The organism is Paraburkholderia piptadeniae (assembly GCF_900007165.1).
GTDB lineage: Bacteria > Pseudomonadota > Gammaproteobacteria > Burkholderiales > Burkholderiaceae > Paraburkholderia > Paraburkholderia piptadeniae.
In genome coordinates this window covers 130,358-145,557 of the sequence record NZ_CYGY02000024.1, presented here as the reverse complement: position 1 = coordinate 145,557, position 15,200 = coordinate 130,358, and the positions used below count along the sequence as shown (strand labels likewise).

At 64.8% G+C, this 15,200-nt stretch carries 14 protein-coding genes; 9 read left to right on the top strand and 5 right to left on the bottom strand.

Translation table 11 applies throughout. The annotated features are described in order from the left end of the window. Positions 1 to 327: 327 nt before the first annotated feature. Both BN2476_RS12430 and BN2476_RS12425 read left to right on the top strand, forming a co-directional pair. Positions 328 to 915 carry a hypothetical protein gene (locus tag BN2476_RS12430; protein ID WP_143810954.1) on the top strand — a complete coding sequence of 196 codons (588 nt, stop codon included), beginning with the start codon at positions 328 to 330 and terminating at the stop codon, positions 913 to 915. Beyond that, positions 912 to 1,478, top strand: coding sequence for a hypothetical protein (locus BN2476_RS12425; RefSeq protein WP_087734457.1), 567 nt, complete (start codon positions 912 to 914; stop codon positions 1,476 to 1,478). The genes BN2476_RS12430 and BN2476_RS12425 overlap by 4 nt, the downstream gene beginning before the upstream one ends. A 123-nt stretch (positions 1,479 to 1,601) precedes the next feature. Here the strand turns inward: BN2476_RS12425 and BN2476_RS12420 are convergent, their stop codons facing one another. Further along, complete coding sequence (locus tag BN2476_RS12420; RefSeq protein ID WP_087734456.1) at positions 1,602 to 2,945, bottom strand: ABC transporter ATP-binding protein; 1,344 nt, start codon at positions 2,943 to 2,945, stop codon at positions 1,602 to 1,604. 22 nt (positions 2,946 to 2,967) lie between these two features. Next, positions 2,968 to 4,722 (bottom strand): ABC transporter permease, encoded by a 1,755-nt coding sequence (locus BN2476_RS12415; RefSeq protein ID WP_087734455.1) that lies wholly within the window; start codon positions 4,720 to 4,722, stop codon positions 2,968 to 2,970. A gap of 695 nt (positions 4,723 to 5,417) precedes the next feature. Between BN2476_RS12415 and BN2476_RS12410 the strand changes: the two genes are divergently transcribed. Both BN2476_RS12410 and BN2476_RS12405 read left to right on the top strand, forming a co-directional pair. Beyond that, positions 5,418 to 7,097 carry a sensor domain-containing diguanylate cyclase gene (locus BN2476_RS12410; RefSeq protein ID WP_087734454.1) on the top strand — a complete coding sequence of 560 codons (1,680 nt, stop codon included), beginning with the start codon at positions 5,418 to 5,420 and terminating at the stop codon, positions 7,095 to 7,097. A gap of 157 nt (positions 7,098 to 7,254) precedes the next feature. Then, entirely contained in the window at positions 7,255 to 7,521 is a 267-nt protein-coding gene (locus BN2476_RS12405; protein ID WP_087734453.1) for a double-stranded DNA-specific endonuclease, read from the top strand. A gap of 112 nt (positions 7,522 to 7,633) precedes the next feature. Here BN2476_RS12405 and BN2476_RS12400 read toward each other — a convergent pair whose 3' ends face one another. Further along, a complete protein-coding gene (locus BN2476_RS12400) occupies positions 7,634 to 8,965 on the bottom strand; it encodes an ATP-binding protein (RefSeq protein ID WP_087734574.1) in 1,332 nt (443 codons plus the stop codon). Beyond that, positions 8,949 to 9,674, bottom strand: a complete 726-nt coding sequence (locus BN2476_RS12395; protein ID WP_087734452.1) for a response regulator — start codon at positions 9,672 to 9,674, stop codon at positions 8,949 to 8,951. The genes BN2476_RS12400 and BN2476_RS12395 overlap by 17 nt, the downstream gene beginning before the upstream one ends. 223 nt (positions 9,675 to 9,897) lie before the next feature. On the opposite strand from BN2476_RS12395, the gene BN2476_RS12390 reads away from it, so the two are divergent. Then, positions 9,898 to 10,440 (top strand): Spy/CpxP family protein refolding chaperone, encoded by a 543-nt coding sequence (locus BN2476_RS12390; protein ID WP_087734451.1) that lies wholly within the window; start codon positions 9,898 to 9,900, stop codon positions 10,438 to 10,440. Positions 10,441 to 10,622: 182 nt separating this feature from the next. Here BN2476_RS12390 and BN2476_RS12385 read toward each other — a convergent pair whose 3' ends face one another. Further along, positions 10,623 to 11,330, bottom strand: coding sequence for a pirin family protein (locus BN2476_RS12385; protein ID WP_087734450.1), 708 nt, complete (start codon positions 11,328 to 11,330; stop codon positions 10,623 to 10,625). A gap of 543 nt (positions 11,331 to 11,873) precedes the next feature. Here BN2476_RS12385 and BN2476_RS12375 point away from each other — a divergent pair. The 4 genes from BN2476_RS12375 (at position 11,874) to BN2476_RS12360 (ending at position 15,168) form a co-directional block, all read left to right on the top strand. After that, positions 11,874 to 12,650, top strand: a complete 777-nt coding sequence (locus BN2476_RS12375; protein WP_087734448.1) for an ABC transporter substrate-binding protein — start codon at positions 11,874 to 11,876, stop codon at positions 12,648 to 12,650. A gap of 302 nt (positions 12,651 to 12,952) precedes the next feature. Beyond that, a complete protein-coding gene (locus BN2476_RS12370) occupies positions 12,953 to 13,642 on the top strand; it encodes an ABC transporter permease (RefSeq protein WP_087734573.1) in 690 nt (229 codons plus the stop codon). Continuing rightward, positions 13,639 to 14,352, top strand: coding sequence for an ABC transporter permease (locus tag BN2476_RS12365; protein ID WP_087734447.1), 714 nt, complete (start codon positions 13,639 to 13,641; stop codon positions 14,350 to 14,352). The genes BN2476_RS12370 and BN2476_RS12365 overlap by 4 nt, the downstream gene beginning before the upstream one ends. Positions 14,353 to 14,382: 30 nt before the next feature. Next, complete coding sequence (locus BN2476_RS12360; RefSeq protein WP_087734446.1) at positions 14,383 to 15,168, top strand: ABC transporter ATP-binding protein; 786 nt, start codon at positions 14,383 to 14,385, stop codon at positions 15,166 to 15,168. Positions 15,169 to 15,200: the final 32 nt, after the last annotated feature.

Below are 15,200 nucleotides of genomic sequence, written 5' to 3'. Positions count from 1 at the left end.
CTTCGTTGCACGCGCATCTATCGCGTTTAGTGCGGCATCTCCTGCCGCTCATTCACAGTCGATTCCTCACACGCGCCGCCGCGCACGCGACGCGCGTCTTCGCGCGTTGGCGGCGACGCTGCGCCCCGTCCAGGCATGCGGACTGCTAGCGAAATCAAGCAGAAAGACAGCGGCCCCGCAGCATCTTTTGCAATTGCTTGCACTTTCCCTATGCCAATTACAAAAGGCATCCTGCACAATGCCGCTGCGTAAAAATCAGACGCAGTCCGTCCTTCGCGCCGGCGCGGTCCGCGCATCGAAGGCACGAGCAGGAGCCATGACCAAGAAATGCAAAAAGCCATGCACCGCCAAGCGCACACGGCGCGGCCCGCAACGATGCGGCGTTCAGTCTTTCCGGGCGCCACGCTGATTGCCACCTTGGCCGTCGCCGTCACGACGGCACTGAGCGGCTGCAGCTCGCTCTACACGGAAGGCGCGACGGCGGGCGCCGGTATCGCCGGCGCGGCCATCGCCGGCAAAGTCACCAACAACGCGGCGGTCGCGACGGGCATCGGGCTTGGCGCCGTCGCTGCGGCGCGGGCGGGCGTCCAGTACTCCGAGCGCGTCATCCACCGCAATACTCAGGACAGCATCGCGATCGCGGCGGGCCCGCTCGCGGTGGGCGCCGTCGCGCCGTGGAGCATCACGCATTCGGTGCCGCTCGAAGACGACGAGCACGGCCGCGTGACCGTGAGCCGCACGATCAGCATGGGCGAGCTCGACTGCAAGGAGATCGTGTTCTCCGTCGACAAAACGGCGACGAAGAACGTGCCCGCATCGAGCGCGTTCTATGTCGCGTCGATCTGCCGCGACGGCAATGCGTGGAAGTGGGCATCGGCCGAACCCGCGACCGACCGCTGGGGCTCGCTGCAATGAGCGCGCGCTCGACACAAAGGCGGGCACTGCATCGGCTGCGCGCGAATCGTGCGTGCGCGCGGCTCGCGCTCGCCGGCGCGTTGTGCGTCGGCGCGCTGACGCTCACGAGCGGCTGCAGTTCGACCTCCGTGGGCGCAGCGGCGGGCGCGGGCGCAGGCGCGGCAACGGGGCTCGTCACGGCGAATCCCGCCGTGGGCATCGGCGTCGGCATCGCGGTGCAGGCCGCCACCGACGAAGCCGTCGCGCGGTATCTGCGCGTCATGCATTCGGATCAGCAGAATGTGATCGCGGCGCTCGCGGGCGCGATGCCCGTCGGCGAAACGCGGGACTGGAGCGTCAAGCACGCGCTGCCCATCGAGAACGGCCACGGCCAGGTGCGCGTGACGCGCGCGTTCGCTTCGTCGCTCGCAATGTGCAAGGAGTTCGTGTTCTCCGTCGTCGATGGCGACAAGCCGGACTCGAAGGTCTACTGGTACACGGCTGCCGCATGCCAGCAGGACAACAACTACTGGAAGTGGGCATCGGCGGAACCGGCTGTCGAGCGCTGGGGCAATCTGCAGTAACCTGGGCGCTGATACGTCCCGCCGCACGAAACGATGCAGACGCGTCGCACACGAAAAAAGGGGAGCCACGGCTCCCCTTCTGCATTTGCGCGCGCCCGAATCGATCGGGCGCTGCTCGCAGGATCAGGACTCGACGTCCTCGAGACTGAAGATTTCCGTCTGGTCGTTGTACGAGAAAATCTCGGCATAACGGCCCCAGTTGATGACGGCATCGAGCGTCTCTTCCGCCGCGCTGTCGGACAGAAAGTCTTCCAGCTCCTGCTCGAAGCGCACGCGCGGCGCGCGATGTCCCGGCCGCTCGTTCAGCACCTTCTTGATCCGCGCCGCGAGCGGCACGTGACGCAGCAGATGCTCGGCGAACATCATCTTGCGCTCCTGCGTGCCGAACTCGGCGAACACGCGCGCGGGCGGCGTCAGGAAAATATCGCCTTCGCGCACGTCGGCGAAACCCAGGTGCTGCAGCACTTCGGCGACGGGGAACAGGTCGTCCACTTCCAGATGCAAAGAGCGCGCGATTTCCGGCATGTCCGCGCGGCCGTGGTAAGGCGCGGCCGCCAGCATTTCGATCAGACCCGCCATCAGGTTGGTCGACACGTGAGGCAGCCAGCTGTGCAGCTCCAGCCCCTTCTTCGTCGTTTCGTCCTTCTGACGCGCGGTCATCTTCGCGTAGATGTCGTCGACGAGGCGGCGGAACGCCGGGTCCAGACGATTGCGCGGATGCTTGAACGGCACCTTGATCTCGGCGATCACGCGGCCCGGATTCGACGACAGCACGAGAATGCGGTCGCACATGAACACCGCTTCCTCGATGTTGTGCGTGACGATCAGCACCGACTTGATCGGCATGCGGCCCTGCGTCCACAGATCGAGCAGATCGGTACGCAGCGTTTCGGCCGTCAGCACGTCGAGCGCGGAGAACGGCTCGTCCATCAGGAGCAGCGTCGGATCGACGACCAGCGCGCGCGCAAAGCCGACGCGCTGGCGCATGCCGCCCGACAGCTCGCGCGGATACGCGTTCTCGAAGCCGTCGAGACCGATCAGGTCGATCGCGGCCAGCGCGCGCTCGCGGCGCTCGCGCGCGCCGACGCCCAGCGCTTCGAGACCCGCCTCCACGTTCTGCAGCACCGTGAGCCACGGAAACAGCGCGAACGTCTGGAACACCATCGCGACGCCTTCGGCGGGACCTTTGAGCGGCTTGCCCATATAGGTCACTTCACCGTCCGTCGGCTCGATCAGCCCGGCGATGATGCGCAAGAGCGTCGACTTGCCCGAGCCCGAACGTCCGAGCAGACCGACGATCTCGCCTTCGCGCAACGACAGGTTGGCGTCGTCGAGGACGAGCAGCTCGCCCTGCGTCTTGTTGAACCCGCGGCACACGTCCTTGACGCGCAGAATTTCTTCGCCGAGACGCGGCGGCATCGGCGGCGTCTGGATCGGCGTGGCGGTAACGGCTTTAGGGTTTTGCATCGCGTTTTGCCTTCAATGAATCTCAATCGAGCCGCAGACGGCTTTCGGCATAGGCGTACAGCGGACGCCACAACAGACGATTGAACAGGGACACGAACAGGGACATCACCGCGATGCCCAGAATGATCTTCGGATAGTCGCCGGCGGCCGTGTACTGCGCGATGTAAGCGCCGAGGCCATGCGCCGCGACCTTCGTATCGCCCCACTGCACGGCCTCCGCAACGATGCTCGCGTTCCACGCGCCGCCCGAGGCCGTGATCGCACCCGTCACGTAGTAGGGGAACACGCCCGGCAGCATCGCCTGGCGCCACCACTGCCAGCCGCGGATGCGGAAATTCTTCGCGGCTTCCTTGTAGTCGTTCGGATAGGCGCTCGCGCCTGCAATCACGTTGAACAGGATATACCACTGCGTCCCGAGCACGATCAGCGGCGAGAGCCAGATGTCCGGATTCAGATGGAACCTGACGATCACGATCACGAACACCGGGAACAGCAGGTTCGCCGGGAACGCCGCGAGGAACTGCGCGAGCGGCTGGATCTTTTCGGCGAGCGACGGACGCAGCCCGATCAGCACGCCGAGGGGCAGCCACACCACCGACGCGAGCAGGATCAGCAGCGTCACGCGCAACAGCGTGAAGAGGCCGAGCAGGAACACATGGCCAACCTCGTCGAGCGTCACACCCGAGCGCACATACTCGACGACGCGATATACGACATACAGCGTGACCACGACGACGATCACGGCCCACACGATGTCGCCGACCTTCGACGACTTCTCGCTCGCCGGCTTCGCGAACTTCACGGCACGGACGCTCGGCCAGCGGATCGGAATGCGCGCAGCCTTCGCGAACATCCAGCCGATGGGCACGAGCAGACGGTGAATCAGCCGCGTGCGGCGGATCAGGTCGAGCAGCCACGACTCGGGCGCATCGCCGGAACTCGTGGTCTCCATGCGGAACTTGTCGGTCCACGCGACGAGCGGACGGAACAGCAGTTGGTCGTACGCGAGGATCACGACCGTCATCGTGAGGATCACCCAGCCGATCGCGTGCAGGTTCTTATCCCCGATGGCCTGCGCCAGGTACGCGCCGATGCCCGGCAACGTGATCGTGTGATTGCCGACCGTGATCGCTTCGGATGCGACGACGAAGAACCAGCCGCCCGACATCGACATCATCATGTTCCAGATGAGGCCCGGCATCGAGAACGGCACTTCGAGCTTCCAGAAGCGCTGCCACGACGTCAGATGGAAGCCCTTCGACACTTCGTCCAGATCGCGCGGCACCGTGCGCAGCGACTGATAGAAGCTGAAGGTCATGTTCCACGCCTGGCTCGTGAAGATCGCGAAGATTGCGGCCAGCTCGGCGCCCAGCACGCGCGACGGAAAGAGCGCGAGGAAGAACGTCACCGTGAACGAGATGTAGCCGAGCACGGGCACCGACTGCAGGATGTCGAGAATCGGCACCAGCACCTGGCCCGCGCGGCGGCTCTTCGCGGCGAGCGTCCCGTAGACCAGCGTGAAGACGAGCGACGCGACCATCGCGGCGAGCATGCGCAGCGTCGTGCGCAACGCGTACTCGGGCAGGTTCGACGGATCGAGCGAGATCGGCTTCGCCTCGAGCGTCGAGATGGGCGCCATCGTCTGGTGGAATCCGATGGCCGCCATCGCGATCACGCAGATGATCAACGGAAACGCAATGAAATCCCAGCGGTTGGGCAGTACCCGCCACGCCGATGCGTTGGCGGTACGGTTCAGGGTGAAGCCGAACACATCCATCAGACGGCCCTCCCATTGTGCGCGAACGCGAGCTTGCCGCACGCCATGATGGCTACGCCCGCGGGGCGCGCGGCGCGGCGGTCCGAGTTTCGATCCGGAAAGCGGAAATCAGGCATGACAAAACGCTAATGCGCGGTAGATCGTTGGCGTTGAATACGCATTGGCCGGCAACGAAGACGTTGCGCGGCGCCCCATGCCGGCCTGCGCACACGGCCGGCGCAACCGGTTGCGCGGGCCGTCGCCGGCAGAACGGCGAGCTTTCCTCGTTTTGGACGGCACGACACTACTACAACCTGTGTGACAGAAACAACCGTTGACATTCAAATGTCACGCTGAATGGTTTTCGGAATGCATCTGTAAGCAGCGAGCCGCGCAGCGCCGCGCGCCCATGCTCGCGGACCGTCGCGCGCGAGCCACATCGGAATCGCGCCGCGCTATTCAGAAAGTCCCATCAGAAGCCGTTAAAGACCACACGGGACTTTCAAGCGAGCAAATCCTGACTGGCGCCTTGCCGCACGACGGTTAAAATCTGGAAGCGGCGTATCCAGCAGGCTGCCAGCAACGAGGACGGCGGACCGGCGCATCTATCCTGGGTCCGTGCGGCGCACGGCGAAGATCGACAGGAACGGCCCAGCGCCGGCGCGTTGCAACGAAAGGCTTTGTTGCATGAATCAGTCAGACGGATCAGAGGGTCGATGAAAAGGACAATCTTGCGCCAGGCATCGGGACCGGCCAGTTTCATACTGGTCGTGATCGCATGCTGGTTCGCATCCGGCCTGGTCGCGGACCGGATGGTACAGCAAGAACTGGATGCCGCCTTGCGCCAGCAGCGGCAGATGTCCGGCTCGATCGTCTACAACATGGCCGAAGTGATCGCGAGCGACCTGGCGATGTCGCGCGCCATACCCGCCACCATGGCCGAACTCGGCGTGATCCAGCAGGCGCTGACACATTCGCAGAATTATGCCGTTTCAGGCGTCGACGGGGAACCCGCTCATCGGGAAGAACTGCTGAAATCGCCCGAACTGGCGGGCATCGACGGCTTTCTGCGCGACGCCCAGGGCTTCTCCGGCCTCGACATCATCTGGCTCGTCAATGCGAACGGACTATGCGTTGCCGCGAGCAACGCGCAGAACACGCAGTCGTTTGTCGGGCTCGACATGCGCACGCGCAGCTATCTGACCAACGCGCTGCTCGGCGCATTCGGCGAGGCGTACGGCGTGGGCCGCATGAGCGGCGAGCCGGGCATCTTCATTTCCGCGCCCGTCTACGATGACGGCCTGCTGGTCGGCGCGATCGTCGCGAAGGTCGGCATTGCGCGGCTGCGTCACTGGGTCGCGCACGCGGGCACCTTCGTCACCGACGACAACGGCGTGATCATCATGGCGCACAACGCCGCCCTCGAAGGGCAGGCGATGCCGAACTCCCGCGTCACGCAGATGCGCGAGGCCGAGCGCATGAGCACCTATCATCGCGACCACTTCCAGCCCATCCAGATCCGGTCCGTCAAGGGCCAGGTGCGCCGCGATGCGCCGTGGGTGCCGCCTGAGATCGCCGAGCAGCTGTTCGACATGCCCGGCCAGCCGATCCCGACGCTCTATCAGTCGCGCGAAGGATTGAACTCGGGGCTCTCCGCGCATCTCGTCGATCCCCTCGCCGCATGGCCCGAGCTGATGCGCAATCACAAGCGCGATCACATGCTCGTGTTCCTGACGCTCGCGGGCACGGTCGCGCTGGCCTGGGTGATCACCGTGTCGTACCTGCGCGAGCGGCGCCACCACCGCGCGACGCGCGTGCTCGCCGAGCAGTTGCAGTCGGCCAATACGCTGCTGTCCGCCGAGGCCCGCCACGACGCGCTGACGGGCGCGCTGTCGCGGCGCTATTTCCTCGATCTGTTGCGCCATGAGATCGACCGCGCGCATGCGGCCGGCGAGCCGCTCTGCATGGCGATCGCCGACCTCGATCACTTCAAGCAGATCAACGACCGCTTCGGTCACGCGGCGGGCGACCGCGCGCTCGAACACTTCGTGGATACCTGCCGCAGCGAACTGCGCGGCAGCGACGCGATCGGGCGGCTCGGCGGCGAGGAGTTCGGCATTCTGCTGCCCGCGACGGCGCTCGGCGCGGGGCTCGAAGTGGTCGAGCGTCTGCGCGTGAGGCTCAAGTCGATGCCGTCGACGAAGCTGCCTCCATCGGTGAGCTTGAGCGTGAGCATCGGCATCACGGAGCTGTCGCCGGAGGACTTGCCGGAGCGCATCGTCAGCCGCGCCGACCAGGCGCTCTATACGGCGAAACAGGGTGGCCGCGATCGCAGCGAAGCCGTTCCGCCCGACGACACCGCGCCGCCCACGCGCGCGTCCGCGAGCGTCTGGTGATCGTCTGAAATACGCCGTCAGGCGCGCGCATGATGTTCGCGGGCCATGCAGCCCGCATCGCTGTGTCGAAGCCGCCGGGCAAGCGAAGCGCAAGCAGGTATCATCGACTTTCGAACGAAGGTTGTGATCACCGCTGTACGCTCCCCCGGAGGTTCGCATGAAGGGAAATCTGGTCATCGTCTGCCGCGATCAGGACGCTGACGCTTTCGATCATCTGCTTGCAGAGTACGGCGCGTTTCAGACGCGCCTGTCGTCGACCGCGTGGTATCTGAAACTGGAAGTGGCGCCGGAAGTGATCCAGGAAGAAATCCTGGCGCGTCTTGGCAAGTACACGACGCACTACATCTTCGAGGCGGACACGGTCACGTGGAATACCGTCGACAGCGAAGCGGCCGCCGCGCTCAACTCGCTCTTCACCGAATAGGCGGGAGCCTCTCGCCTCGCGTGCAGCACGCGTGAAAGGGAATGACGGGCGTCACTGCCCGTCGATACCCGTCAATTCATTTCCGTCGAACTTCCTGACGCTGCACGGCGGATCACCAGACGCTTTCCGAAGCCGCCGCCGCGCGCGACTCCGATTCCAGCGGGAACGTCATCTGCACGCGCAGTCCTCGCCCGCCATTGGTTGCGGCGTCATTGTTGCCGATCTGCCATTCGCCGCCCGCGCGCCGCACGAGCCGCTCGACGATCGCGAGCCCCAGGCCGCTATGACCATTGCCGCCGCGAGCGGGATCGAGCCGCACGAACGGACGGCTTGCGTTGATCAGATCCTGCGCGGCGATGCCGTTGCCGTTGTCGCTGATGGTCAGCGTGAAGCCTCGAGGCGTACGCGCCGTGGAAACCACAACGGGCGGCGCGCCATACGCATGCGCGTTGTCGAGCAGATTCGACAGGATGCGGTCGAGCGTCGCGGCGGGCAGCCTGAAACCGGGACCGGCGCGCAAATCCGTCTGCACCGTCGGCACGCCCGACGATACCGCGCGATAGCTGCGCACCACGCGCTCGCACTGCGCGTCCACTTCGACGGGCTCGCTGCGATCCGCGCCGTCGTGCGCGAACACCAGAAACTGCTCGACGATATGCGTCATCGAATCGACGTCGCGCACGACGCCGTCGCGCATCTTCGGTTCGTCCATCATTTCGGCGCGCAGCCGCAGACGCGCAAGCGGCGTCTTCAGATCGTGCGCGACACCCGCAAGCATCACCGCGCGGTCGTGCTCCGTGCGCTCGACTTCCTGGACCATCTGATTGAAGCCGTGCGTCAGCTGACGCAGCTCGCGCGGCCCGCGTTCGCGCAACGGCGGCACGGGCAGGCCGCGCCCGAAGCGCGCGACGGCCTGCGCGAGCGAGCGCAGCGGCTGCTGCAACTGCCATGCCGCGAAGAGCGCCGCCATCACGCCCGCCGAGAAAATGATGCCGAGCCACAGCACCATCCGGTCGAGCGGCCGCGGCGGCCGCAGCGGCTGCACGGGCACGACGATCCAGCTCGCGTCGCTCGCCGAGCGCACCCATAACGTGGGCGGCTTGCCGGGCGCGCCGATGCGCACCTGCGTCGAAGTGGGCATGCGGTCGCGCACGTCGTCGAGGAAGCGGTTGAGCGGCGTGGGCAGGTTCGGCGCATCGGGCGGCACGTCGTTGCTGGCGGGATCGACGAGACGCACGCGCGACGGCAGCGGCTGGTCGGGCTCGCGCCTCACGTGATCGCGGACGGCATCGACGAGGAACACCGCTTCTTCGACGGCATAGCGCGTCTGCAACTGGTTGCGCTCGAAACGGACCAGCAGATACCACGCGAAATGCGACAGCAGCAGCACGCAGACGACCAGCAGCGCCAGCCTTCCGAACAGCGAATCAATTGGACGACGCATGTTGCTCGCCATCGGGGACGAACACATATCCGCGCCCGCGCACGGTCTGGATGAAGCGCGGCACGGACGGATCGGTTTCGAGGATGCGACGCAGGCGCCACACCTGCACGTCGATGCCGCGGTCGGTGCCGTCGTATTCCGGACCGTGCAGCAGTTCGAGCAGGCGCTCGCGCGTGAGCGTGCGCATCGGGTGATTGACGAAGATCTTCAGCAGCGCGAATTCGCTGCCGGACAGCGTGAGCGGCTTGCCTTCCTGATGCAGCGTGCGCGACTGGAAATCGAGCGTGAAGCGGCCGAACGAAAACGGCTCGCGCTGCTCGGGCGCGGCCGCCGACGGCTGCGTCTTGCGGCGTCGCAACACCGCCTGCACGCGAGCGAGCAGCTCACGCGGATTGAACGGCTTGCCGAGGTAATCGTCCGCGCCGAGTTCCAGGCCGACGATACGGTCCACGTCGTCGGCGCGCGCCGTGAGCATGATGACGGGGATATCGTCGCCCGACGCGCGTAGCTTGCGCAGCGCCGTCAGCCCGTCGACGCCGGGCATCATCAGGTCGAGCACGATCAGGTCGGGGCGTTCGCGCTCGATGCGGCGTTCCAGCGAGCTGGCGTCATGCAGCACCGAAACCTCGATGCCTTGCCGGGCCAGGTAATCGCGCAGCAGGTCGCGCAGTTCGACGTCGTCATCGACGACAAGAATTTGAGTAGCCATGGCTTGAAGTGTAACGCGCACCCCGACGGCTATTCGACCCAACTGGCCCCCTAAAGGGTTACGGGGTGTTACCACGAAAGGCACACGTAATGTCGCGTAACTTCCGCAAGGATACGCGTAACACGCCCCTCGTTCGATCCTTCTACGCTGTGCCTTACCGAATGCACGCCCGTCCACCTTCGAGACAGGCGGCATCGTCGGCTAGTCATCAAGGAGCACTGTAATGTCCAAAAAAACATCACGCTTTCTCGCCGTTGCCGCCGCATCGCTCGCACTGAGTCTCGGGTCCGCCTTCGCCGCGCAGCCCCAGGGCGGTCCCGGCGGCATGGGTCCTGGCGGTCCCGGCTGGCACCACGGCCACTTCATGAAGGAGCTGAACCAGCTGCACGGGCAGCTCAAGCTGAACGCGGATCAGGAAAAGCAATGGCAGGCCGCGCTCGACACGATGAAGCAAAGCCATGAAGCGGAACGCGCGAACCACGAGCAGATGCGTCAGCAGTTCAAGCAGATGCAGCAGCAGCCGATCCTCGACCTGAACGCGATGCACGCCGCGCATCAGCAGATCGAGCAGAAGGACGCGCAACTGCGCGAACAGACGTCGACGGCGTGGCTCAACTTCTATAACGGCCTGAACGACCAGCAGAAGACCACCGTCAGCACCGCGCTCAAGCAGCACTTCGCGAAGATGGAGCAGCGTCACGAGAAGATGCGCGAGCGTTGGGAAAAGCAGCGCGGCGACGCGGCGGCTTCGGCGGTGAAGCCGTAAGGGTCGAGCGTTCGTGACGCGTTGCGCAGGGCGGCGCGGTTGGCTGCCCTTGCGTCGCGCGGAGCATTGCGCGCCAGACGTAAAAGAAAACGCCACGGGAATGAATTTCCCGTGGCGTTTCTCATCGCTCGTCGCGTGAACGCGGGAGCGCGCGGACTACTACAGCACCGCCGGCTGACCGCTTAACGCAACTGCCCCAGATCGAACAGCAGCACCTCGGCGCCCTCGCCGTTCTCGAGCGTGACCGCCGACGCATCGGTGATCATCGCGGCGTCGCCTGCCTTCAGCGCTTCGCCGTTCACGGTCAATGCGCCTCGCGCGACCTGCACATACGCCTCGCGCCCCGCCGCGAGCGCGTACTCGGCGCGTTCCGCGCCGTCAAAGAGACCGGCGTGGATCGACGCGTCGGCGTGAATCGTCACCGAGCCGTCGCGCCCATCCGGCGACACGACGACGCGCAGACGGCCGCGCTTGTCCGCATCGCTGAAGCGCTTTTCCTCGTAGCCGGGTTGATCGCCGGCGCGCTTCGGAATGATCCAGATCTGCAGCAGATGCAGCAGGTCTTCCTGCGACGCATTGAACTCGCTATGCATCACGCCCGTGCCGGCGCTCATGCGCTGCACGTCGCCGGGGCGAATCGTCGAGCCGTTGCCCATGCTGTCGCGATGCGACAGCGCGCCGTCCAGCACATACGTAACGATTTCCATGTCGCGATGCCCGTGCGTGCCGAAGCCCTGCCCGCCCGCGATGCGATCCTCGTTGATCACGCGCAGCGGGCCGAAGTGCATGTGCTCGGGATCGTAGTAATCGGCAAACGAGAAGCTGTGCTTCGAGTCCAGCCAGCCGTGGTTGGCGTGGCCCCGTTCGTCGGAGCGGCGAATCGTGATCATGTGACTCTCCCGTGAAAATTGGCGATGACGGGAATGTATGGGCCGCGCGCGCCCGGAACAACCACCGCCACTGCACCGGATCGTTCCGCAAATGATGGCAATGGCGGCGGCCGTGCAATGCGCGCCGCATCGGCCGGGGCGACATCCGCAGGCGTACGCGACATCGCGCCGCGCACGCATGTCTCTGGCAGCAAAGGGCTTTTTCCGCGCGGCTGCTACACGACTGCTACTGGCACCGCGCCCGGGTTCGGGTAAAATACCGCGCTTTTTGGAAAGGGTCGACGCGCGTGGCGCGTCCGGACGGATCGCCAATCAAGGCGCGCGCCGCCGGGCAGCAAAGGGAGCGCGCCTCAAGGCCGCCTGGGTGGGCAGAGACGCCAGCGTGCGGGAAGCCGCCTGGGCCAGTGAATCGGCGGCAAAGCCGGTCAATTCGCCTTTAACCCGGGCAGCATAATTTTGTCCGCCTAGAATGGCGACGGCCGGCAACCAGCCGATGGTCGCCGGCGCAGGGCGGCACCGCGGCGATCGGAAGTCAGGAGAAACATGAAGAAGCTCGCACTGTGCGTAGCGCTCGCAGTCATGGCCACGGGGGCTATGGCAAAAGAATGGAAAACCGTGCGCATCGGGGTCGACGCCAGTTATCCGCCGTTCGAATCGATGGCGCCGAACGGCCAGATGGTCGGTTTCGACGTCGATCTGACGAAGGCGCTGTGCGCGAAGATGAACGTCAAGTGCGTGTGGATCCCGCAGGATTTCGACGGCATCATCCCGGCGCTGAAGGGCAAGAAGTACGACATCATCGTGTCGTCGCTGACCGTCACCGACAAGCGCCGCGAGCAGATCGACTTCTCCGACAAGCTGTTCGACGCGCCCGCGCGCATGATCGCGAAGGCGGGCTCTCCGCTTCTGCCGACGGCTGAATCGCTGAAGGGCAAGCGCGTCGGCGTCGAACAGGGCTCGACGCAGGAGGCGTACGCGAAGGCGTACTGGGAGCCCAAGGGCGTGACGATCGTGCCGTATCAGAACCAGGACCAGGTGTACGCCGATCTCGCGACGGGGCGTCTCGACGCGTCGCTGCAAGATGAACTGCAGGCCGACGCAGGCTTTCTGAAGACGCCGCGCGGCAAAGGCTTCGCGTGGGCCGGCCCGGAAGTGAAGGACCCGAAGACGATCGGCGAAGGCATGGCCATCGGCGTGCGCAAGGAAGACGGCGAGCTGAAGGCGAAGCTCAACAAGGCGCTCGCCGACATCCATCAGGACGGCACGTTCAAGCGGCTCGAGAAGCAGTACTTCGACGTCGATATTTATCAGAGCCGCTAGGCTTCGATGGGCGAGCCGCCCGCGCCGGCGTCGCGCGGCAAAGGCTCGGGACAGGCCCGGATGGGCCCGTCGCCGGGCTTCGTAATACAGTCGGACGCAATGCAGCAAACAAGCAGTAACAAACAAGCTGGAAAACGCGCTGCCGGCCGGCAACGGCCAGGCAGTCATGATTCGCACAGCGGCATGCTGTGCGCCGCACGGGAGACATCGAAGGCGATACGGCATCGGCCTTCGTGCGACCCGCCGCAGCGCACGCGTTCCGCGTCTTTCGCGACGCGCGGGAGCGTCGTCAAGGACTCACTATGCTCTTTCAAGGCTACGGCCCGCTCATCTTTGCCGGCACGGTGCAGACCGTCAAGCTGGCGATCCTGTCGCTTGCGCTGGCGTTCCTGCTCGGTCTGCTTGGCGCGGCAGCGAAGCTGTCGAAAAACCGCATGTCGTATGGCATCGGCACTCTCTACACGACACTCGTGCGCGGCGTCCCCGATCTCGTGTTGATGCTGCTGCTCTTCTACAGCATCCAGATCTGGCTGAACAATCTCACCGACATGCTTGGCTGGGATCAGATCGACATCGATCCGTTCGTCGCCGGCGTCGCCGTGCTCGGCTTCATCTACGGCGCGTATTTCACCGAGACCTTCCGCGGCGCGTTCCTCGCGGTGCCGCGCGGCCAGCTCGAAGCGGGCGCCGCGTACGGCATGACGGGCTGGCAGGTGTTCGCACGGATCATGTTCCCGCAGATGATGCGCTTCGCGCTGCCCGGCATCGGCAACAACTGGCAGGTGATGGTCAAGGCGACGGCGCTCGTGTCGATCATCGGTCTCGCGGATGTCGTCAAGGCATCGCAGGATGCCGGCAAGGGCACGCTGCGTTTCTTCTTCTTCACGCTGATGGCCGGCGCGATCTATCTGGCGATCACGACGGTGTCGAACTTCGTGCTGATGTACCTCGAAAAACGCTACTCGACTGGCGTGCGCAAGGCGGAACTATGATCGAGCTGATCCAGGAATACTGGCGCAACTATCTTTTCACCGACGGCTACCGCTTCACGGGCGTCGTCATCACGCTGTGGCTGCTCGTCGTGTCGATCGGCCTGGGCTTCTGTCTGTCGGTGCCGCTCGCCGTCGCGCGTGTGTCGAAGAAGAAGTGGCTCGCGAGCGCGGTGTGGCTGTATACGTATATCTTCCGCGGCACGCCGTTGTACGTGCAACTGCTGCTCTGCTATACGGGCCTCTACAGCCTCGAAATCATCCGCTCGAACGGGCTGACCAACGCGTTCTTTCGCGACGGCATGCATTGCACGCTGCTCGCGTTCACGCTGAACACCTGCGCGTACACGACGGAAATTTTCGCGGGCGCGATCAAGGCGACGCCGTACGGTGAAATCGAAGCCGCGCGCGCCTATGGCATGTCGCAGTTCACGCTGTATCGCCGCGTGATCCTGCCGTCGGCGCTGCGCCGCGCGTTGCCGTACTACAGCAACGAAGTGATCCTGATGCTGCACGCGACCACCGTCGCCTTCACCGCGACCGTGCCCGACATCCTGAAGATCGCGCGCGACGTCAACTCGGCGACCTATCAGTCGTTCAACGCTTTCGGCATCGCCGCCCTGCTCTATCTGGTCATTTCTTTTTCGCTCGTCTGGCTCTTCCGCCGCGCCGAGCGCCGCTGGCTCGCTTATCTGCGCCCTCAAGGCAAGTAACGACGGCGAATAAGCAAGTCAAGGAACCCGATGAACACTCAAGCCACACAGCAAATGCTTTTCGTCGACAACCTCCACAAGCAGTACGGCGACAATGAAGTTCTCAAGGGCGTCACGCTGCGCGCGAACCGCGGCGACGTGATCAGCGTGATCGGTTCGTCCGGCTCGGGCAAGAGCACGATGCTCCGCTGCATCAACTTCCTGGAACAGCCTAACTCCGGGCGTATCTTCGTCGACGGCCAGGAGATCCGCACGCAGAAGGACAAGCACGGCGCGCTCCGCGTGTCGGACCAGAAGCAATTGCAGCGGATGCGCACGAAACTTTCGATGGTGTTCCAGCACTTCAATCTGTGGACGCACATGACGGTGCTCGAAAACGTCATCGAGGCGCCGCTGCACGTGCTGGGCATGTCGCGCAAGGATGCCGAGGAGCGCGCCCGCACGTATCTCGAGAAAGTGGGCCTCGCGCCGCGCGTCGAGAAGCAATATCCGTCGCATCTGTCGGGCGGCCAGCAGCAGCGCGTGGCGATCGCCCGCGCGCTGACGATGAACCCCGACGTGATGCTGTTCGACGAGCCCACTTCCGCGCTCGACCCCGAGCTGGTCGGCGAAGTGCTGAAGGTCATGCAGACGCTCGCGGAGGAAGGCCGCACAATGATCGTCGTCACGCACGAGATGGCGTTCGCGCGCAACGTGTCGAATCACGTGATGTTCCTGCATCAGGGGCGCGTCGAAGAAGAAGGCCATCCCGACGAAGTGTTCAGGAACACGAAGAGTGAGCGCCTCAAGCAGTTCCTGTCAGGCAGCCTGAAATAATCGTTGGATGTAGTTTATGTAGTATTACAGGG